Below are 22436 nucleotides of genomic sequence, written 5' to 3' on the forward strand. Positions count from 1 at the left end.
CTTTTATAAGTTTGGCAAGTAGTTTGCAATTAAGTGAACAACTATAAAACAATTTCTACGGGATAAAATAACATGAAAAAAGCACTTCTAATTGCCGCGCTAACTGCACCATTTTTAACTGGTTGTGTCATTGCTGTTTCTGACGGTGAAGCAGACACACATTGGGCTGGTAGCTCATCTAGCTGGCAAAAGCAGCATAAAAATAACCGTGAAGTGATCTCTAATCTTGCATTAGATACCAGCTATCAAACTGTATTAAACAAACTAAATACTCCTAACTTTACCGAGTTATTAAAGCAGGGTGATGATGTGTACCAAGTATTATTCTATGCAACCCATAGTATTCATTCTGATGGCAAGATGACTAAAGACGAATGTACACCACTGGTATTTAAAAATGATAAGTTAATTGGTGTGGGTGATACGATTTATAAATCACTTAGCAATGGCTAGCTTGCATATTTAAATTCTGTAAGTAGGCAGCTATTGCCTACTTATGTTCACTCATAGCTATCATTCTCGATACTATCTGATCACGCCCAGCATCTTTTGCCTGATAAAGACCTAAATCAGCTTCTTCAAGTAATGTTTGCTCTGCATACACCTGGCCATTTTCCGTGGTCGCAATACCAATACTAATTGTGACATGGTCGGCATTTAGTGACGCTTTATGCGGAATATTTAACTCATTAACGGCATTACGTAATTTGTTTGCAAACGACATAGCTTCTTTTGCAGAGGTATTTGGAAGTACTGCTGCAAACTCTTCACCGCCATAACGAGCAACAAAGTCACTACCTCGCTCACATGCTCCAACTAAGGCATGAGCAATTTGTTTTAAACAATCATCGCCTGCTCGGTGACCATAACAATCGTTGTAACGTTTAAAGTGATCAACATCCATTAATAATACTGATAATGGTGTTTGATCACGACGACAACGACGCCACTCTCGCGCTAAGTTTTCATCTAAATAACGTCGGTTTGGGATCTCTGTTAGGCCATCAATTGAGGCGAGCATTTCAAGCAAGTCATTTTTTTGTTTGATCATTAATTGATTGCGCACACGTGCACGAACGATCGCTGCACTAAAAGGTTTGGTGATGTAATCCATCGCCCCTAATTCTAACCCTTTAGCTTCATCATCATGGCTAGTATTTGCCGAGATAAAGATTACCGGTAGCATGCTTGTCGTTGCGTTTTCTTTTAATTTGTTGAGTACCTCATAGCCGTCGATTCCTGGCATTACAATATCCAAGATCAACAGATCCACACTTTGTGTTTTTAGAAACGTCAGTGCTTTTTCGCCACTCTCAACACAAAAAACATCATAGTCTTGCTGTAATGTTTTTTCTAATACCAAGCGGTTTAACGGATCGTCATCAACAATCAGTACCTTGGCTCTTTTCAACATCAGTAGATCCTTGTTCGATGATAAAGGCAATAACCTGTTTTATTTGGCATTGCAACTCATCAATTAATTGTTCGGAAAGTTCACCTTTAGCTTTTAGTGTAGCCTCGCAATGCTGAGCGCACGCTGACAATCGTTTAAACCCAAGGTTACCAGCCGATCCTTTCACATTATGCACCACGCGGATCAACTCGTCGGTAGTCTTTAATGTAGAAATTTGTATTAACTGCTCTGCTGCCATAGTCGCAAACTTCGACAACATAGTTAATACTAACTTATTATCATTTCCAAACTGAGATAAGATAAAAGCCTTATCAAAAAAAGCTTCTTTTGAGTTTTTAAGCTCACTCATTGCTAAAAACAATTTACTCGCAACAATAGGTTTAGTTAGGTGTTTATTCATTCCTGCCGCAATTGAATGCTCAATATCTGCAGCCTCACTATGAGCGGTAAGCGCGTATATCGGCATTTGCTCTTTGGTGTATAATTGACGAATAATTCGCGTCGCTTGGCAACCATCCATCACAGGCATTTGAATATCCATAAAAATTACGTCAGGTTTGATCTCTTTAGCAATTTCTATACCTTTTTTACCATTTAGAGCACAAATGACAGTAATATCTATTTGCTCCAAAATACTCTTAATGATGCTCAAATTAAGCGGATTATCATCAACTGCAAGTACTAAAAGTCCAGATAAGTCAGTACTCGAAGGCAAACAAACTAATTCTCTTTTTGTAGGTCCTGATGCTTTATCTAGCTGTAAGCAAAAACTAAATTTGCTGCCTTTACCTTTTTCACTATCAAGTTTTATCTCTCCGCCCATTAAAGCGACTTCATATTTAACAATCGCTAAACCTAAACCGACCCCCTGATGAGAGCGTGTTAAAGACTCATCTCCTTGCGTAAAAGCATCAAATAACCGCCCTTGATCAGCCTTATTTATACCTATACCTGTATCTTTAACTGTAAAACAAATTAGTTGCTGCTCTAAAGACTCTTCAATCAGCTCTAAACACAGAGTTATTGTGCCTTGTTCAGTAAACTTGGCTGCATTTGTCAATAAATTGGCTAATACTTGCTGCAAACAAATTTGGTCACCAATTAAGAATTCGTTGATGTTCTCGTCACGGTCAATGATAAAATCAATGCCTTTATTTGTGCATAAGGGAGTGATCAAGCCTCGACTAAAATCAATTAGATCAGATAAACTCATAGGCGCTTTATTCATTTCCAGTTGAGCACTTTCGGCACGTGCAAAATCAAGCATTCGATTTAAAAGCGTCAGTAAACTATTAGCTGCTGTTTTTGCCTGCTCTGCATGAGTGCGCTGATGCTCAGTTAGCCCTTGCAATGCAATAACATCAATTAAGCCTAGTACTGCATTGAGTGGTGTGCGTATTTCATGACTTAGATTAGCAATAAAGCGGCTTTTAGCGAGCGTTGCCCGCTCTGCATCATCTTTTGCTTGCACTAAATCCGTCACATCCTGTACATGAACAACATAATAATCTGGTGTTTGCTCGGCATTCCAAACTAGGGACACACTAATTTGCAGCCAGCGCTGCTGTTCTTGCTGCTCAAGACTAAAGTGATAAACTTTTTTCTTCTCATGCAGCAGCTCTGTCAGAGTATTTTTCAACGTCTGATAAGACTGCTCAGCAAATAAGTTTGTCAACTCGAGGCCATTAACGTTTTCAATTGCAAAGATTTTTCGTGCCGCTTTATTTGCTTGCAGCACTTGATCTTCAAGTGATACCAGAAGCACCCCATTCGCTGCGTACTCCATAGCACTGCGCAATTTCGCTTCGGAGCTTTGTAGTGCATTCAGTGCATTATACTGCTCGGTAATATCACGACCAATCGCCATGGTACCAAGAAATTGCTGGTGCTCGTTGTAAAATGGCACAATGCTAAAAAGGTAAGTTTTCTCATAATTTGAAAGACGAGTTTGATACGTTTTTTTGTCTCTTAAAACCTGCTTCTCAAGTTCATTTAACTCGCCGTTATCATCGCTAATATCACATAATTGCTGGCCTACTAACTTCTCTTGTGGCAAACCAATATAGCCTTCATACGCTTTATTACAGCCTAAAAACGAGCCATCAATATTCTTAAAATAAATAAGATCCGGCACGTTATTGAGCATGGTATTTAATAACGCTAAGTGACGTTCTTTCGCATCAATACTACGACGCAATTGTTTTGACTTTACCTGTACCTGAGAATCAAGCGCTTTATTCGCCTCTTGTAATGATTGGACGAGCTCTTCATTACGGCTAAACACTCGTTTTACACGGCTGAACCAAGGCTGCCAATCGACAGGAATACGATAATGAACTAACGCTTGTTTACCTTCATCATGCTGCTCAAGGTAATTCATTAAGTGCGTCATTGGTTTTACAAAAATACGTTGACTCAGCCAAAAAACAGCGCTGAACATCATCACTAAAAACACACTCAAAAACGCGAATTCTAAAAAGATGTCGTAGCCAATAGGTTTACTCAGGGCCTGCTTTGATTCATAGAAACGAGTGTAAATAGGTAAATTTGTTGCTTCTTGCACTAAATGGCTGTGGTTATTCTTGCGCATATCGACAGCAACATTCGGCCAATGTTCGCTAGCACTGATGGCAGTGTTAAGCGCTGTTTTTGAGCTGGCAATAACTTGGTTATCTTGGTTGATAAAAATATACTCACCATAGTTAGGCGCTATTTTCTTTAACCAGCTAGAAATTGCTTTAAGATCATAAATCAGCACGATGTAATCACGACTATTGGCTGCTCGTTGCTTACCAATTGCAAAATAAGCATGGCCATTAATTGTCAACACAGAGCTTGAGGAAAGCTTATTACTATTAACTAATTGAGGCCTAAATTTGTTATCTAACACACTGGTCAAGAATTCACTTTTTGACGTACTTCGGCGCTTAATATAAACAAAACCTTGCTCATTAACATAAGCCACGGCTTCTAAAGATTGAACAAGTGACAGGGTAGTATTAAAAGAGGGGCCAAGGGCGATAACTCGCCGCCATTGATTAATTGCATAAGCGGTTGAGGCAAACTTTCCTTGCCCGACTATCTCCCCCACTCCATCGCCAACACTTTGGTAGTAATAGTGATCATATTGATTCACATTGCGTACCCAACTTGGATCAAAGTCATAAGAAAGTGGCTGCTCGTAAAGCTTGAACATGGTGTCTATAAGGCCATCTGCGGCACTCATCGCATGGCTAAGCTGAGCGGATATATTATTAAACCCGCTTTGCCTGCTTTCTATCGCCCGCTCAAGTTTTAAATTATATAGGTGTAAACACAAAAAAAACGCCACTAACAGCGGCACAATAAGTGCCACTGCTAAAGAGCGATAGTAATGCTTTAACGGTAAAAAATTCACTGGCTTATAAGTACCTTACCTCGATAAAGCTAGGTTAACGAGGCATAGGAATACTGGCAAGTTATAAATTTTCTTCAGCAAAGCTGGCTAAGCGACTACGTACCACACCGTTTAAGTTAACGGTGGCACTGCCCTGAAAATCTTTAAAACGTTCAACAATATAAGTTAAGCCTGAGGTGACTGGCGTGAGGTAATTACTATCAATTTGCGCTAGGTTACCTGAGCAAATGAGTTTAGTGCCTTCGCCGCAGCGAGTGATAATGGTCTTCAGTTGTGAAGCAGTTAAGTTTTGACTTTCATCCAAAATGACAACCGCATTTTGAATACTACGACCACGCATAAAGTTTACCGATTTAAACTGTACATTGGCTTTTTCCATAATGTAATTACGGCTCGAAATTGGATTTTCGTCCCCTTTATGCAGCACTTCTAACGTATCGGTAATGGCAGCTAACCACGGCGCCATTTTCTCTTCTTCAGTGCCAGGTAAAAAGCCAATTGATTCAGCAATCTCTGGGGTATTACGCGTAACAATCACTTTATCGTAAATGCCTTTTTCAATAATCATTTCGAGGGCACTAGCAAGAGCAAGTAAGGTTTTACCACAGCCAGCGGGGCCAGTTAAAATTACCAATTCAATACTTGGGTCAAGTAGCGCATCAAGTGCCATACCTTGATAGACATTTTTTGGCTTAACGCCCCACGCGGTATGACTCATCAAGCGCTCAACACTGATATCTTTTAAAGTAATTTGTTTATCATCGTAGCTTGTTACTCGAGCCGCAAAGTGGTCACTTTCATCTAAAATATATTCATTGCAGAACACATCGCTAATCGTGCTTTTTGCAACATGATGATAGGTATCTCGGCCTTGCTGCTCTGTTTCACATTCTCCAACCTGTTGCCAAAAATCACCTTCAATTTTTTTATAGCCGCTTGTAAGCAACGCTATGTCGTCAATTAATTGGTCTGTTCTGTAGTCTTCAACAAATTTAAGCCCTGCCCCTTTCGCTTTAAGGCGCATATTGATGTCTTTAGTGACAAGCACCACCTTGCTGTCACTGTGCTGTTTTTGCAGATGTACAGCGCAATTGATAATACGATGGTCGTTTTCGTTGCCAGGTAAACCCGAAATACTGTCTGCAAATAAATGGTCATTAACAGTAATTAAGCGGCCACGAGATTCTGATTTTGCCTTTTTGTTACTAGGGAGCGCGACACCCTGCAACATTTGCTCTGGCGAAGCGTCCTTTAGCACTTCATCTAAACCACGAATAGCAACACGGGCGTCACGGCTAACGTCATGTTTCCTATCTTTAATGTGGTCGAGCTCTTCTAATACTGTCATGGGGATAACAACATCATGTTCTTGGAAAGATAAATAAGCGAGGGGTTCGTGGAGTAATACATTGGTATCGAGCACATACATTTTACTATCAAGGTTCGAAGCTTTTTCCATAGCACTTTCCTTACGTTTTATGATTTTTATGCTATACCCAATAAACTAAACAAGCGGCGGATGAAGCTATAGTTTATTCGTCAGGTATATACTCAGTTTAGTCTATTTACGACAAAAGTCCTTTTTATGACAAACAAATATACAATTATTTAACTGGTTAAAATAAATACAATTTTTACCATTGATAATGGCTTAAAAAGGTTGACTAAATTTAATTGTGTGCGGCGAGTTTACTGCCTTGAAGTAGCATGGCGTTACAGGTAACATAGCCGCCTTTTTTCTTCATAGACGAGACATACATGAATTTTTCCTTAGGTCAGCGTTGGATCAGTGATACTGAGTCAGATTTAGGATTAGGCACCGTTGTTGCCCTTGAAGGCCGTCAGGTCAGCATTTTATTTCCAGCCAGTGGAGAAAACAGAGTTTATTCTTTAACAGAAGCGCCTGTTACTCGTGTCGCATTTAATCCAGGTGATATTATTCGCAGCGTTGAAGAGTGGGAATTAGAAGTTGAGTCTGTTGAAGAGCAAGGCGAGTTACTATGCTATCACGGCATTCGCGTTGATAATGGTGAAAAAGCGCAGTTAAAAGAAACCTTTTTAGATCACTTTATCAAATTCAATAAACCACAAGACCGTTTATTTGCAGGTCAAGTGGACCGCTTTGACCGCTATACCCTGCGCTACCAAACTTGGCAGCACCAGTTTGAGCGCCAACAATCTCCTTTAAAAGGTTTAATTGGCCAGCGTGCAAACCTTATTCCGCATCAGCTTTATATTGCACAAGAAGTGGGTAAACGTTTTGCACCACGCGTATTACTTTCTGATGAAGTGGGTTTAGGTAAAACCATTGAAGCGGGTATGATTTTACATCAACAAATCATCAGTGGCCGTGCTAGCCGCGTATTGATTGTTGTGCCTGAAAACTTACAGCATCAGTGGTTAGTAGAAATGCTACGCCGCTTTAACTTACGTTTTTCAATCTTTGATGAAGAACGTTGTGATGAAGCATTTGCAGACTCTCCAAACGTATTCGAAACAGAACAGTTAGTACTTACTAGCCTTGAATTCTTAAGCAAGAAAAAACGTTGGTTTGAGCAAGCAACTCTGGCTGGTTGGGATTTATTAGTGGTTGATGAAGCGCACCATTTAAGTATCAATAATGGTAAGCCAAGCACTGAATACCAACGCATGGCAGAGTTAAGCCAAGATATTCCAGGTCTTATCTTATTAACAGCGACGCCAGATCAACTTGGTCACCGCAGTCACTTTGCCCGCTTGCAATTACTCGACCCTGATCGTTTCTACGACTACGATGCGTTTGTTGAAGAAGAAAGCAACTACAAAGAGGTTGCTGAAGCTGCTAATCAATTACTGGGTGAAAAAGGTCTTGATGATGCATCTCGTGCAACATTAAAAGAGCTATTAAAAGAAACCGACATCACTGACCTTTTAACGAAAGCTGAGCAAGGTGATGAAACGGCGCGCAACGAAATTTTATCAATGCTGCTGGACCGCCATGGTACGGGTCGTATTTTATTTAGAAATAGCCGCAGCGGTATTGATGGTTACCCAAGCCGTAAGCTTCATGCATACCCTATGGCAATGCCTAAACAATATAAAACGGCGATGTCGGTACTGGGTAACATGGGCGGCATTCAAAATGCTGAACTAACGGCACTTCGCGCTCTATTCCCTGAAAAGATCTTCCAAGAGTTTGAAGGTGAAAATGCTAGCTGGGGCGCATTTGACCCACGTGTTGATTGGTTAATCGAAACCTTAAAAACCCTTAAACACGAAAAAGTATTGCTTATCTGTGCTAAAGCCGAAACCGCACTTAGCCTAGAACAGATTTTACGCGAGCGTGAAGCAATTAAAGCCTCAGTTTTCCATGAAGGTATGTCGATTGTTGAACGTGACCGTGCAGCCGCTTACTTTGCCGACGAGTACGACAGCGCGCAAATTCTTCTTTGCTCTGAAATTGGTTCTGAAGGTCGTAACTTCCAATTCTCGCATCACTTAGTACTGTTTGATTTACCACTTAATCCAGACTTACTCGAGCAACGCATTGGTCGCCTTGACCGTATTGGTCAAACTCAAGACGTAAACATTCATGTGCCGTATTTTGAAAACACCGCACAAGAAGTGTTACTTCGTTGGTATAACGAGGGCCTAGATGCGTTTGAAACAACCTCGACAACAGGGCAAATGCTGTATAAAGAGTATGGCGAAGAACTACTTGAGTTTATTGGTGCACACAATTGCGACGAAGAAGAGCTAGACCCACTACTAGAACAAGTGGCAGGTCAAAATGCCAAGCTTCGTAAGCAAATGGAAAGTGGTCGTGACCGCTTACTAGAGCTGCATTCAAGTGGCCAAGGCCGAGCAGAAAGCCTTGTAGCTGATATCGAAGAGTTAGACGACCAATTCACGCTACCAAGCTATATGATCAATGTGTTCGACACCTTTGGGGTAAGCCAAGAAGATAAAGGTGAAAATACCATTATCTTGAAACCAACTGAGCACATGCTAAACCCATCCTTCCCATGTTTGAAAGATGATGGCATCACAGTAACGTTTGATCGCAGCACCTCGCTTTCGCAAGAAGACGCCCATTTCATCAGCTGGGATCACCCAATGGTGCAAGGCAGCTTAGATATGATTTGTGATGATGACTTTGGTACTGCCTCTGTGGCGTTACTGAAAAACAAAAAGCTACCTGCTGGTACCTTCTTTGTTGAACTTATTTTCATTGCGGAGGCGATGGCGCCTAAAGCACTTCAAGTTGGCCGCTTCTTGCCACCAACGCCTATTCGTATCTTATTAGATAAGGGCAGTAACAATCTGGCTGATAATGTTGCTTTTGATGCTTTCAATCAGCAGTTATCAGCGGTTGGTCGCCAAACTGCAAGTAAATTAGCCAGCGCGCTACAAAGTGCCATTCACCCAATGATCACCAGCGCACAAGGCATGGCACAAACCAAGCTAGAAGCACTGCGTGCTGAATCACTAGATAAAATGCAAACTGCCCTTGGTGAAGAGCAAGCTCGTTTAACGGCACTTAAGCAGATCAACCCGAATATTCGTGATGAAGAGCTTAGCTTTTTTGATAAGCAACGTAGTGAACTCACGACTTACATCGAAAAAGCCCAAGTTAAACTTGATGCAATTCGTTTAATTGTCGTTTCTCACTAACCCATTGGCTAATGAGCGAAAGCTTTAAGGTTTGCTTAAAGCTTTCGACTCTCAATCTCGTTCATGCTAGTGAATTATTCTTAACAACTTCTCTAGCGTACTTTTATTTAACTCACCCATTTGCTCGTTATTACTTAGTGCATAAATAGCCCCTTCAACGGCGCTTTCGTCGATGTCTTGCCTAGACTCTAATACGTTTGCCCAAAGTTCTAATTCATCGATATCGATTTCGCCGTCGATAACACGCTGTAAAACCTGACAGAAAACGTCTTGCGTTAGAATATACACATCACCTTGCGTGTCTGGAGTACTGGTAATTACTGAAATTGCCTCAAATCGGTTATCACCAAAACGAGCAAACTCATCTAATGCGTCTAATTTATCCATTTGCTATGCTTACCTTTTCAATCTCAAAGCATCTTTTTACTTAATGACAACCCTTACTTGCTCACAATGCAAAGCAACCCTTCACTGCCAAGCCGACAATATTAATGCCTGTTGGTGTAGTGAGCTGCCCAATATTTTACCACTCGATGAGGCAGCAACAGAATGTTTATGCCGAGACTGTACTATAAAAAAGATCAATTCATTTTTATTTAAACTTTACCAACAGCCTCTTGAACAGCAGCTTGCCTTTGCTAAGCCTTATTTTACTCAAGGTAATTTAATAGAAAATCTCGATTACACCATGCAAAACAACTACATGGTATTTAGCCGCTGGTTCTTTTTAAAACGCGGCCATTGCTGTAGTAATGGCTGTAGTCATTGCCCTTATTCCGATAGCTAATCCCCTACAGAGTATTTATTCAATTATTTTGCATTTAATTGCAAATAACGCATGGACGATAAGAATAAAAATACATTATAATTGGATATAAATTCACTAAATCATCAATTTTTAAGCTTAAACCACTAGTAATGTCTATTTTTTAAGCATAAATTTACTGTAACTAAGTCGGAATCAATCATGAACACTTTTAAGCCTGCTCTACTTGCAAGTGCAATTTCTGCAGTTTTAATCAATAGCAATATGGCGTTTGCTGCAGAAGATGCTATCGAAGTTGATAAATCAATTGAAACTATTCAAATTACTGCAACACGACGTGCAGGCTCTGTGCAGGATGCACCGCTTAATATCACAGCGCTCAATGGCGATGTAATTAGCGACCAAAACATTGGCGATCTAGAAGATGTCGCACGCTGGGTACCTGGCTTAACAATTTCTGATCAAGGTGGCCGTGAAGGTTCTCCGATTATCGTTCGTGGTTTGAATACAAATACTTCTGACCGTATTTCTGATAGTGGCACAGTGGCAACCTATGTTGGTGAAATTCCACTGAGCATCGACTTACGTTTAACTGATGTTGACCGTGTTGAAGTGTTAATTGGCCCGCAAGGTACACTGTATGGTGCAGGTACTTTAGGTGGTGCAATTCGTTACTTACTAAAGCAACCTGAGCTTGATATCACCGAAGGTAAGGTTACCGGCGATGTATTTAGCATTAACGAAAGTGACGGCACAGGTGGTGAGTTTGGTGTGGTATTCAATACGCCGCTAATTGAAGAAAAATTAGCGCTTCGTGCTAGCTTAAACTATTACGATAACCCTGGTTACATTGACTACACCCACGTGGTTCAAGAACCAGGTGTATCAAACCCAAATCCTGACTTTTCAGACAGCAGCGATGTAAATGCCAACTTAAAAAGCGTAAGCGATGTTAATGATGAGCAAATCACCACAGCACGTTTATCACTTCGCTGGCTTGCAACCGAAGATGTTGATGCAACGCTTAACTACTTCTATCAAAAGCAAGAAAATGGTGGTAACTCGACATCGCAATACGGCTCTCTTGCTGATAGCAGTGCGCTACAAGGGATTCCTGGAAAATACGAAAACGTAGCTCGTGTACTTGAGCCTGGTGAAGAAGAAAACGATTTATTAAGTTTAGAAGTAAAAGCAGATCTTGGTTTTGCTGAGCTGGTATCTGCATCTGGTTGGTCTAGCTATGAGCAGTCTGGTCAGCGCGATCAAACTGATCTACTTTACGATATTTGGTCAGGTTATGCCGACTTCCCTGCATTTGTTGGCTACACGCACGATACCTCAGATCGCGATACCTTTACGCAAGAGCTTCGTTTAGTGTCAAATAGCAATAGCGCTTTTAACTGGATTATAGGAGGCTTCTACAACAAAGTAGAAAGTCACTCAGATGACCGTGAGTATACGCCGGGTCTGACTGAGTACTGGGGTGGTGGTATCCCTAATGTTGAACAAGATCTTGAGTACATTCTAATTTCAGATAGTGAAACCACTGAAAAAGCACTTTTTGGTGAAATCGGCTACAGCATTACAGATCAGTTTGATGTAACTTTAGGTGCTCGTTTTTACGAATACGATGTATCAACAACGTCAGGCTCTGCAACACCGCTTTATTCTGGTGATTTTGATTCACTAGATAACCTTGTTATGGAAAATGTGAGCGCTAGTGATAACGGTAACTTATTTAAATTTAATGCTAACTATACATTCGATAATGGTGTACTTGCTTACTTTACAGTGAGTGAAGGCTTCCGTATTGGTGGTGGTAACGGTATTGCTCCTTGCCCTGATGTATTACCTGAGCAACAAATTGTTTGTGCCCTGCCAAACGAAGAAGATTACAAACCAGATACAACAGTCAACTACGAGCTAGGCTTTAAGTCATCATGGTTACGTAACCGCCTACATTTCAATGCGGCTCTATTTAATGTTGATTGGAAAGATGCGCAAGTGGGTAGTAGCACTGTAAATGGTCAAGAATTAATTACCTCGAACGCGGGCACTGCAAATTCAAAAGGTGTTGAGCTTTCTACTCGCGCTATGATTGGTGATAACTGGGCTGCATATGCGACATACGCGTATGCAAAGGCTGAATTGACAGAAGATGCACCTGAGTTATTAGGGATTCTAGTTGATGAAGAGGTAATAGAGTACCAAAGCTACTATGATGGCGCTAAGGGCAACCGTTTACCGGGCGCTCCTGAGCATCAATTCTCGTTTGGTCTTCGTTACGAGCAAGATATCCTAGGCGATAAGTTATTAAGCGTAAACTACGGTATCACAGCGCAAAGCGATGTGATCACCAAAGTAGGTTTAAAAGCAGACGGCGAAGTATTACCTGGTTATGCACTAAGTAACTTATCTGCAAAAATTACCGGTGATATGTGGTCTGCAACGCTTTACGTAGACAACTTATTCGATAAGTACGCATTCACTTCTGTACGTCGTGATAAGTCTTGGGCAGGTATGTCACAATATGCTGAGCTTAACAAAGAGCTACCTGAGCTACAGCGTGTTTATGGTCACTACACCACCGCGCCTCGTACTATCGGTATGAAGTTTAGCTACAACTTTGAGCTGTAATTAAACATCACCATAAAAGCCTTGCCGCCTTTAGGCAGGGCTTTTTAATACCTGAAAATAATTAATTGATATACTATGCGCTTATGCTAAATGATACCCAACAAGCGCTTCGCGCTCATATCCAACAGTTGTTAAACAACAAGCAACTAAACGATGCACATCACCTACTTGTGCAGCGCCTAAAACAAAATCCTGAAGACCACGTTTGTTACTTTTTACTCAGCGAAGTCAACACCGCAGCTGGCGATATCAACAAAGCAATTAAGCTGCTTGAGAAAGCACTAAGCCTAGCCCCTTTTGCGATTTATCATTTAGCACTTGCCAAGTTATACGTACTGTTAGGTAAAGTAAGTAATGCAGCTGTGCATTATCAAAGTGCTAAACAAACAGCTGACTTTAGTGCCACTGATTTTGATACATTAGCCAACATTGCGACCCGTTTAGGGCATTATGACGACGCTCTTAGCTTTCAACAAGCAGCCTACCAGCGCAATAAAGATAACCCACAAATTAGCTATAATTTGGCGGTGTGTTATAAAATTCACGGACTGTTCGATGCAGCTAAAAGCTTGCTTCAGCAACTAACCACAAAGCAACCTCGCTTTTATCAAGCCCACTACTCGCAGGCTGAACTCAATACTGTTATAGATGCAGAGCAACATATCCAAAAACTACAAGCCTTGGCGGATAAAGAAAAAAGCATTGTTGAACAACAAGTGTATTTTCATAGTCTTGCTCTTAATTATGAGCACCTTAATGACTACAAAAATGCATTTAAATACTTTGCACTAAGTAAGCAAGCGATAGCCGGTAAACTTAATTATCAAGCCACACAGCATCGCCATTTTTGTCAAAAACTTATTACTCAGAGCAAACAGCAAGCAATTAAAAGTAGTGACTCTGAGTTCTCACCCGTTTTTGTTGTTGGCATGCCCCGCTCTGGTACAACCTTAGTTGAGAAAATCCTTAATCAAAGTTCAAAACTGCAAGGGGTTGGGGAATTAAACGATATTGCGCAACTCATACAGCACGCCACGCAATCAACTCGTGTAATTGACAGCGAAATGCTCGATAAGGCATATCAATCTGAGGCGATAAAGACAGCACTGGCTAGCTATCAACAGAGAGCCGAGCTACTAAGTGGCGGCCTAAGAAGTTGTGATAAACAGCCATTTAACTTTTACTATATTGATTTTATTTTAGCGGCTTTTCCTAATGCTAAAATCGTTTGTATGCAGCGGGGCTGGCAAGATTGCAGCATCGCCAATTTTAGGCAGATGTATAGCCCACAAAGTGTGTTCCATCACTACAGTTTTACACTTGAAGATATTGCCTCGTTCCATCAAGATTACTCGGCATTAGTCAGTCATTTTGCCAACAAGTATCCTGAGAACGTTTTTTTGCAAAGCTATGAGCAATTGGTGACAGAGCCTACCCCACAAACTCAAAAGCTCTATGCGTTTTGTGATTTAAGCTGGCAGGAAAACTGCCTGACTTTTTATAAAAACAATGCAGCATCAGCCACAGCGAGTAAAAAGCAAATTCGCCAGCCACTGAATAAAAACAGCATCGGCAGCTGGCAAAATTACGCTGAGTTTATTGGTGCGGGCCTATTTCAATAGGTAGGTCGTGACGAGCGCCCCACTCACTCCATGAGCCATCGTAAACACGTAAGTTAGCGTAACCGCATTCATCGGCACACAATGCAATTGCGCAAGCGGTTACACCTGAACCACAGCTAAACTGCAACTGGGTGTGATGCGGCGCTATGTGTTGCTCAAATAATGCCTGCAACTCGCTTAGCGATTTAAGCTCACCGTTATTTAGCACTGTTGCAAGAGATAAACTGCGACTATTTGGAATATGACCACTGCGCATGCCTTCGCGCGGCTCAGCGTGTTCACCGGTAAAGCGCTCATAAGGACGAGCATCAAGTGTTAGGGTGCTTTGTTCATCAAGTGAGTTAAGTACTTGCTCAGCACTGATGAAGTAATCAGCACGTGGGCTAGCAACAAAGTTGCCTTGACCAGAAGCAGCTGAGTAACTTGCTTGTATTGCAAAGCCAAGTGCTTGCCACTTAGCCAAACCACCGCTTAAAACTTTTACATTATCAAAGCCCATTGCTTTAAACATCCACCACGCACGGGCAGAACTGAACAAACCTTGGTCTTCATAAATCACAACTAGAGAGTCTTGGTTAACCCCTGCAAGCTGCATTTGCTTTTCAAATTGCTCGCTACTACACATCATACTTGGTACAGGATTACTGTTATCTGCTAGCGTTTTTTTGAAATCAAAACGCTGTGCATTGGGAAGCATCGCCTTAGGTGCATATTCTCCCGGTAAACCAGGGCGTACCATTCCTGCATCAAAAATAACCAAATTATCGTGACTTAAGTGCTCGTTAAGCCATTCTGGAGACGATGTTCTTCATTAGCTTTCCTTTTGCGATAGCTGTGCAAATGTATCTTGCTGAGTTAAACGCTTTTCGACCGCTTCAACATGCTCCGTTGTACATTCTTTCCAAACACCGGGCAAGCAATACACATGCTTTAAGTAGGTAAAAAACTTATCTCTCAGAATACTATTAGGCTGCCAGCCATTCTGCAGTTTTTCTAAGCACTTAACCAAAGTAGCTTGTTCACTTGCGTGTAGTACAAGCTCATCAATGTTGTAACAAGCAAGCCCTAAGGTAATTACTTTTTTATCAAGTAATAAAGATTCTAAGCCAACGGTCGAGTTAATGGTGATCACAGCCTCAGCATTATCAATAAGTTCTCGAGTACAATTTCCGTTGGCAAAAACGGCAACATCATCTTTGTCGTACAAATGTTCATAGTGCTTATGCCATGAAGGGTGCTCTTTAAAAACAACTTTAAGTTCTGGATCATTTAACTTTTTTACGGCTGAAACAACAGCATCGTAATACTCTTCCATGGACTTAAGCCAAGGAGAATAACAAGCTATTTGGGTGTCATGTGGAACTTGAAATGGCACAAATAAGTATTTTTTGGGTAACTCAATTGCGTCAAACTTACAGCGCTTCTTATGGGCCGCTCTTGGAATTAAATCAGGCGCAGAAAATGGCAACTTCCTTTGCGGATCAAAGTTTAAATAAAATTGACTATCTCGCGGTACAGAAGCCGCAAAGTTAATACCTTTAGGATCTAAGCTTGTTGTTCCGGGCAATAACCCATTTTCATAGAAATAGGTGGTCACTCCTAATGCCTTAGCAGCCATACAAACAGTAACATTAGGTAATTTATTACCATTCCAAATAACTAGCGCTTGTGGGGATTCTGACTGCAATAAATCATAATACTTGGCAAACCGGCATCGCTCTACTAAATACATCAAAGCAGAGTAACTTTTGATTATCAGTGGGTTCTTCCATAGCTTGTTTCGAGCTTGTTTTCGTAAGAGTTGTTCCGCAATTATTTTATTAAAATCAACTTTTTTCGCCTTACTAAAGTATTTTAAAGCAGTAAATCTAGGCAAGCCCATGCAATGCACTTTACTCTTTAAAGGCAGCTTCCTAGTGAGTTTTTTGTAATAGCGGGCGTGCACATTATTGCGAGAGATAAATAAAAAAGCCATTTACACATCTTATTTTTGATTGAACGTTAGCGCATATAGCAATTTTATTAATTATAAATGACAGTTGGAAGGTTGCCTTACAACTTCGATTATTTCTGTTGTAGAGATAGAGGGAGTTCGCTCTAGATAAGTTACATCACAAATTTGGTTAAATTGATCAAATTGACCAGCCCAATCATCCCCCATAACTAGCAAGTGAGCTTGATGATCTTTGATATACTCACCTTTTAATTCTAGAGAATGCTCTACAAATACCTCATCGACACACTTCAATGAACTAATAATTTTCAGCCTATCAGCTTCACTATATACGGGCTTTCGACCTTTCTTAGAGAAGTTTAGTTCATCAGAAGATACACCAACAATCAAATAATCTCCTAACGCTTTAGCTCGTTCTAATATATTGATGTGTCCCACATGAAAAATATCGAACGTGCCAAATGTAATTACCCGCTTCATTGATGCTCCTCTAAATAAGATACAATTCTCTTAGCAGAGTGACCATCGGTAATACCTGCCAGCTTATAAACAATTTCTTTTCTTTTTTCTTTAAATTCAGCTGATTCATTAAAACTTGAACTTAATAAATACTTTAAATCTTTATAACTTCCTGCACGAGCACATAACTCATTAAAGTACTTGATATCTTCATCAAGCCGAGCTTTTAGCCTATAAGAAAAAATACCTCTGTAAGACCAGCGCAGCTTATAGAAATCACACCATATTACAGGCTTTTCTAATGCTGCAAACTCAAATATGGCTGACGATGCATCAGAAATCATTATATCAGCAAGTTCTAAAAAAGGAGTAAGGTCAAAATCGTACTCATTCGCAAGGTAAACATTCTTAGCGTTGGCCCACTTATCGAGTTTTAGACGTTGTTTTTTATATTTTTTCTTAAACAAACTAAAGAAATGAGGCTTAACGATAATATTAAATTCATCAAAATGCTCAGGGAAATCATCGCTAAAACATTCTAAAGAACTTGGATAAAAAGTAGGCGCATACAGCAAGGTTTTCTTTGTTGGATCTAGGCCTAGGTTTTTGAGGTTAATAGTACCAAGAGTCTGATTAATAATAGGGTCTAATTTTGCGTAGCCACTATCAATAAAGTTACCTTCGGGATAGAGCATTTTTAAACGTTGTAGTCGGTGTTCACCTTCAACAAACCGCACTGTCATCTTGTTGTTTGATACGTCGTAATAGCATTGCTTTGGGCCGATTCCATGCTGCATCAGTACAGTCTTTTTATTTAAATTCTCAGCACCTACGAACGTATTTCCAAATACAACCCAATCTGCATCTGAGTTCTGATAAAAGTCAAAGGTTTCACTCGCACTCGTTAACCATTTTGCAACTATTGCGTTTTTATCTATAAAGTCACAACATACAGCACGACTACACTCATCTTGTTCTTTATAGAAAACCATCGAAACTTTGTGGCCTTTTTCTTTTAACTCCTTTAAAACAGGCAGGTATTGTGGAATATAATATAGATGTTGAACATCAAAATATAACTGCATCATTTACAACTTAATAACTTAAATCAATAGCCATTGTACATAAATTACATTTTTGTTTCAGCCCACAATTGAAGTTTGTACAAGCTAAATATCAATTATCTCAGGGCGAAGGGGTGCTAAGCGACTAAGAATTTTATTTTGTACTGTTTGTGGAATCTGTTGTTCGTCCATAGCATTAATCAAAAGCTCTACCACACGGTTAAAGTCTTTTTTTGAGATATTCATTCCAGTGTGTATATCAACCATGTTATCGCCTTTGTATTCACAAGGACCGTCGGTGACACTACACAAATGAGTGATAAAGCCTTGGCGAAAATGCGCAACATTGCTTTGTTTAAAATAAGCTAAAATCTGTTCGTCATGGCCTATTTGATTGATAAAACTTTCAACCAATTTTTCAACCCCTTGTTTACCATTAAGTTGCTGGTACAAGGTGCCATTATTGCTACTTACACAACCCACAAGCATAACGGTAAATACAAATTTAAAAAGTGTTTTTATCATCACCAATACCCTGTTACTGATAAGTACCAACCAGTTTGGTCTTCAGCACCAGCAATACTTCCTAAGTCTAACCAAGCAGCGGTGATGCTAACATACTTATTAGGAAACCAAGCCACAAATACATCCTGCCAATCTTGCTCTCCTAAACCAAGATTATTGGACTTTACCCGATACTCAACGCCCAAAGCTATTTCATGGGTTAAAAACACCGCTGTAGATGCTTCAAACAACAATTTTTTATCACTATCAGGACCGCCAAAACCTAACAAACCTAGCTGATTAGCATCGCTATAACGAAAGGTGGTGTTCCAAAACCAATTATACCCAGCAAGCGCCCCTAAATGTAATTTACTAGCAGCAAGGTAAATATCGGTACCGCTGGTATCTTTTGCACCTAATAAACTAGCAATACTGCCATCATCTAAAGACTTATGCTGCATACCTAAACTTAATTGCGGCCATTTACTGTAAACAATGTCACCATATAAGCGTACTTTTGCCCCGGTAATTGATTGCTCAATATCGGTATTTAATGCGGGAACTTCAAAACGTTGTTCCGCATAACTAAATTCAACGCGATCATAAACATTTAGCTGCGCACCACAAACATCTAAGCGGTAATCACTTACATTTGTACGACTGCAAAAGCCATTCAAAGCGATTTCATCATCACTTGCATAGCCTGCGAGCTGAGCCCATGGAACAATCCCACCACCCGCACTGCCTTCAACCTGAGAGACTCCGGGCGTTGCTAATAATTTACCTGAAGCTGCAAACCCTGAACTTGTAAAAACAATGAAAGTTAGTCCAAATAGCCAATTAAGATGCTTCATTATAGACCTCTAGCCATTGTAAAAACTGCTCTGATTTTAGTGGCCTGCTCAAGTAATACCCTTGCGCATAATCGCACTTTATTAGTTTCAAAAAGTCTAAAGAAGCTTTATTTTCAACACCTTCCGCAACGACAGAGAAACCTAGCTGATGACCTAAGTTTACTGTTGACTCAACAATATACTGATCTTGTTTAGATTGCTCCAATTGAAGAATAAAGCATTTATCTAACTTAAGTTCATCGATAGGTAGTAATTTCAAGCGACCCAATGAAGTTTGCCCAACACCATAATCATCTAGCGATATTTTTACCCCAAGTGATTTTAGGTTTTCTAATGCTTTAATACCTTGTTCTTCATTTTCTATCATGTCGCGTTCTGTCAGCTCTATTGTAATAAGCTGTCCATTAACATCATTCTCTTTTAATTGCTTTGCCAAATGAGAGAAAAAGCTTGGGAAGGCAATATCTTGAGCCGAAACATTGATAGCGGCTTGCATAATAATGCCTTGTTCTTGCCACCTTGCGACTTGAGTGACAACTGTTTTAACTACCCAAGCAGTCAAATCAACAATAACACCTGACTGCTCCGCTAAATCAATGAATAGCTCCGGTGATACCCACTGCCCATCCTTTCTTTGCCAACGGATCAGCGCTTCCACTTTATCGATCTTAGAGGTGTTTAAATTTAGCTTTGGTTGATAAGTCATAAACAATTGGCCATCGTCTGCTTGTAATGCATGTTTTAATTCATCAATAATTGCCAACCGTTCCAGATACTCTTCATCTTCGCCGTTTTGATAATAATGAACATTCTTCTTTTTTGACGAAGCTGTATCAATTGCGATTAAAACTCGGCGCATTAGATCATCGGGCTTAACTCCCTCAAAGGTACAATGAACTACACCAGCGCTAAATCGCAAGGTAATATTCAAGCCTTGAATAGTGTAACCGACTTGTAGCTGAGCCATTAAATCCATGACTCCACTTTTTAATTGCTCTGCTTTTCCACTTGGAAATAAGGTTAAAAACTCATCTCCACCTATGCGTGCATTGACTCCACCAAGCGGCTCAGAATACTCACTAATACGTTCAGCAACTTCTCTTAAACAATCATCTCCAATACGAGGGCCAAGTTTGTCATTGATATGCCGCAAACCTCTTATATCAATAGCAACTAAAGTATATTCAGTGCCTTGCCCTAATAGCGACTCCATAATTTCCAACATGGCACTGCGTGTTAAAAACCCTGTTAACGTATCATGACTTGCTTGAAAGTTGATTTGTCGTTCACGTTCTTTAATGTCATTACCCATATTATTGAATGCATCAACTAACGTCGTAATTTCAGTACTTTGCTTTTTTCCTATAAATTCAGCTTTGTAGTTACCCCGCGCGAATTGCTGAGCAAGTAAAGTAAGTTTAGAAAGCGGTGTGGTAAGGTTTTTAGCCAAAATCCCACTAGCTAAAACACCAATCACAACTGTGATAGCTGCTAATGAAATAATAGTAAAAAAGAGCTGCTCAAATTCAAGATAACTTCGAGTTAAATCGGCACTTAGTAGCACTGATACTTTATGCCCAGAAACCGAAGGTAGCTCAACAAGGCGATTACGATAAACTGGCTTTTCCCCAAAAATTCGCTGTGTAGATTTATTTTCAAAATGCCTAAGTACTGCATTATCTTCTGGCTTATCAACAAGAGAGGTTTCAACGACATCATCATCCTCTCCGATAAAACTTACATCCATAGTTGTAAGTTTTTTTAACTCTTCGGCAACTAGATCTGTGATTTCAAAACCAACCAAACTATATGCAACTGTTCTCGGTGCGCGAACTGGCAATATAATAACTTGATAAAGAGTCTGCTCGATAACAATGAAATTTGACTGCTCAGGGTTATCTAATAACTGCTTCATTAATGCCGTAAACTCATTTGGCATGTGAGCGAAATCCGTATTAGCAGAAACGAGCTCCCCAGATAAGTTTATGAGCATCATTAAATCAGCATTAATCCGCCTACTATGATTATTTAAGACACTGCTGATAGTATCGGCGTCTTGAGTTGCGACAGCTTGTTTAAAACCGAAATCTGCTGTTAACACTTTTGCAGCAGTTAGAAGAAGGCTCTCTTTCGCACTTAAATACTGGTTAAAAACATTCTCAGCAACATTAATATCTTCTAGAAGCTTTTGGTCATTAAAACGATTCGCAGACCACCAAGAACTAACTAGGCTGACTAAGCTTGTTAACAGAACAAGACCAACACATAAGGCAATAACTCGCCCTCTTAAACTATTAATCATTAGTACCCTTAAACATTTCTCCAAATGTATTTCGTGGTTTCGGCTCTATTGTAGTAATGACAATATCTGCAACCTGCGAAGAATCAGCAAATGTAATTGTTTTTTTCTGATCGATATCACTCTGTTGGTTTGGTTGCCATACCGTAAAGCTAACAGGAAATGTACTCACATTTAATTGAACTCTTCCATCTACGCTCGTTTTTAGCACTTCTGAACTATCTGCAACATAAATGTATCCGACCATTGAATCATGGATATTACAACCGAGAACAACAATCCCAGGTGATTCAAATTTTTCGGGTTTTTCAGGCCGACCAGAGTAAAGTTTGATATCAAATTGCTTTACAGTCGAGAATGAGTACACATGATGGCGAATATTATCACTATTTGGGAAGTCAACTAATTGCCCGTTTTGAATAACAAGTACTTTAGGGGTAAAGTGCTTATCAACCTGGTCCATGACGGCAACTGATAAGTTATCTTGGTGATTTAACTGCTGATCCTTAAACTCAATAACAGCATCTTTTAATGGCTTTCCAAATTGATCGCGTACAACAAAGGAAAAGTCCGCTGAAAGTACATTCGTTGAGCTTAATAACAAAGCAACGTAACATACCCGGCTAAAAAAATTCGCAAACATCAACATAATTAATTAGTTCCGCTCTTAGTTCACAATTCAGTATAGATTAATCTATTGTTAAGTTATACCTAATCATTTCATTGATAGAGACCGGTTTTAGGCAAGAAAGTATTGACGAAAAACTTAAAACTTAGTGAATTAGTTACAGTAATAACTTTGCTTAGTATTAC

The 22436-nt window shown here is 40.0% G+C and carries 16 protein-coding genes and 1 pseudogene; 5 read left to right on the forward strand and 12 right to left on the reverse strand.

Features of this window, described 5'->3' with window-relative positions; translation table 11 throughout:
• Window positions 1-72: 72 nt before the first annotated feature.
• Window positions 73-453 (forward strand): DUF3192 domain-containing protein, encoded by a 381-nt coding sequence (locus tag AOG27_RS08950; RefSeq protein WP_054552683.1) that lies wholly within the window; start codon window positions 73-75, stop codon window positions 451-453.
• 37 nt (window positions 454-490) lie between these two features.
• On the opposite strand, the gene AOG27_RS08955 is transcribed toward AOG27_RS08950, so the two are convergent.
• The 3 genes from AOG27_RS08955 to AOG27_RS08965 form a co-directional block, all read right to left on the reverse strand.
• Window positions 491-1414 carry a diguanylate cyclase gene (locus tag AOG27_RS08955; RefSeq protein WP_054552684.1) on the reverse strand — a complete coding sequence of 308 codons (924 nt, stop codon included), beginning with the start codon at window positions 1412-1414 and terminating at the stop codon, window positions 491-493.
• Window positions 1383-4811, reverse strand: coding sequence for an ATP-binding protein (locus AOG27_RS08960; protein WP_054552685.1), 3429 nt, complete (start codon window positions 4809-4811; stop codon window positions 1383-1385). Before AOG27_RS08960 ends, AOG27_RS08955 begins: the two co-directional genes overlap by 32 nt.
• Before the next feature lie 61 nt (window positions 4812-4872).
• The gene (locus AOG27_RS08965) at window positions 4873-6270 is read right to left on the reverse strand and encodes a PhoH family protein (protein WP_054552686.1); all 1398 of its coding nucleotides are present in this window, start codon (window positions 6268-6270) and stop codon (window positions 4873-4875) included.
• Between the two features lie 299 nt (window positions 6271-6569).
• Here AOG27_RS08965 and rapA point away from each other — a divergent pair, with 299 nt between their 5' ends.
• Window positions 6570-9464 (forward strand): RNA polymerase-associated protein RapA, encoded by a 2895-nt coding sequence (rapA, locus tag AOG27_RS08970; RefSeq protein ID WP_054552687.1) that lies wholly within the window; start codon window positions 6570-6572, stop codon window positions 9462-9464.
• A 66-nt stretch (window positions 9465-9530) separates the two neighbouring features.
• On the opposite strand, the gene AOG27_RS08975 is transcribed toward rapA, so the two are convergent.
• The gene (locus tag AOG27_RS08975) at window positions 9531-9851 is read right to left on the reverse strand and encodes a hypothetical protein (protein ID WP_054552688.1); all 321 of its coding nucleotides are present in this window, start codon (window positions 9849-9851) and stop codon (window positions 9531-9533) included.
• Between the two features lie 43 nt (window positions 9852-9894).
• On the opposite strand from AOG27_RS08975, the gene AOG27_RS08980 reads away from it, so the two are divergent.
• The 3 genes from AOG27_RS08980 to AOG27_RS08990 all read left to right on the forward strand — a co-directional run bounded on the left by AOG27_RS08980 (window position 9895) and on the right by AOG27_RS08990 (window position 14489).
• A complete protein-coding gene (locus AOG27_RS08980; RefSeq protein WP_054552689.1) occupies window positions 9895-10251 on the forward strand; it encodes a DUF5522 domain-containing protein in 357 nt (118 codons plus the stop codon).
• A gap of 180 nt (window positions 10252-10431) precedes the next feature.
• Window positions 10432-12867 (forward strand): TonB-dependent receptor, encoded by a 2436-nt coding sequence (locus AOG27_RS08985; protein WP_054552690.1) that lies wholly within the window; start codon window positions 10432-10434, stop codon window positions 12865-12867.
• 83 nt (window positions 12868-12950) lie between these two features.
• Window positions 12951-14489, forward strand: coding sequence for a tetratricopeptide repeat-containing sulfotransferase family protein (locus AOG27_RS08990; RefSeq protein ID WP_054552879.1), 1539 nt, complete (start codon window positions 12951-12953; stop codon window positions 14487-14489).
• Here AOG27_RS08990 and AOG27_RS08995 read toward each other — a convergent pair.
• From AOG27_RS08995 to AOG27_RS09030, 8 genes and pseudogenes are all read right to left on the reverse strand, one after another.
• Window positions 14464-15301, reverse strand: a pseudogene (locus AOG27_RS08995) (sulfurtransferase). The gene AOG27_RS08990 and the pseudogene AOG27_RS08995 overlap by 26 nt on opposite strands.
• On the reverse strand, window positions 15301-16371 hold the full coding sequence (locus AOG27_RS09000) for a capsular biosynthesis protein (RefSeq protein ID WP_235523687.1): 1071 nt from the start codon (window positions 16369-16371) through the stop codon (window positions 15301-15303). The pseudogene AOG27_RS08995 and the gene AOG27_RS09000 overlap by 1 nt, the downstream one beginning before the upstream one ends.
• 144 nt (window positions 16372-16515) lie before the next feature.
• Complete coding sequence (locus AOG27_RS09005; RefSeq protein WP_054552692.1) at window positions 16516-16923, reverse strand: adenylyltransferase/cytidyltransferase family protein; 408 nt, start codon at window positions 16921-16923, stop codon at window positions 16516-16518.
• Window positions 16920-17990 carry a CDP-glycerol glycerophosphotransferase family protein gene (locus AOG27_RS09010; protein WP_228482589.1) on the reverse strand — a complete coding sequence of 357 codons (1071 nt, stop codon included), beginning with the start codon at window positions 17988-17990 and terminating at the stop codon, window positions 16920-16922. Before AOG27_RS09010 ends, AOG27_RS09005 begins: the two co-directional genes overlap by 4 nt.
• 81 nt (window positions 17991-18071) lie before the next feature.
• Window positions 18072-18491 (reverse strand): group I truncated hemoglobin, encoded by a 420-nt coding sequence (locus AOG27_RS09015; RefSeq protein WP_054552693.1) that lies wholly within the window; start codon window positions 18489-18491, stop codon window positions 18072-18074.
• Window positions 18491-19324: a DUF3034 family protein gene (locus tag AOG27_RS09020; RefSeq protein WP_054552694.1), complete on the reverse strand. Its 834-nt coding sequence runs from the start codon at window positions 19322-19324 to the stop codon at window positions 18491-18493. Before AOG27_RS09020 ends, AOG27_RS09015 begins: the two co-directional genes overlap by 1 nt.
• Window positions 19311-21626: an EAL domain-containing protein gene (locus AOG27_RS09025; RefSeq protein ID WP_054552695.1), complete on the reverse strand. Its 2316-nt coding sequence runs from the start codon at window positions 21624-21626 to the stop codon at window positions 19311-19313. The genes AOG27_RS09020 and AOG27_RS09025 overlap by 14 nt, the downstream gene beginning before the upstream one ends.
• Window positions 21619-22272: a methylamine utilization protein gene (locus AOG27_RS09030; protein WP_054552696.1), complete on the reverse strand. Its 654-nt coding sequence runs from the start codon at window positions 22270-22272 to the stop codon at window positions 21619-21621. Before AOG27_RS09030 ends, AOG27_RS09025 begins: the two co-directional genes overlap by 8 nt.
• Window positions 22273-22436: the final 164 nt, after the last annotated feature.

Source organism: Pseudoalteromonas lipolytica (assembly GCF_001306915.1).
Classification (GTDB): Bacteria; Pseudomonadota; Gammaproteobacteria; order Enterobacterales; family Alteromonadaceae; genus Pseudoalteromonas; species Pseudoalteromonas simplex.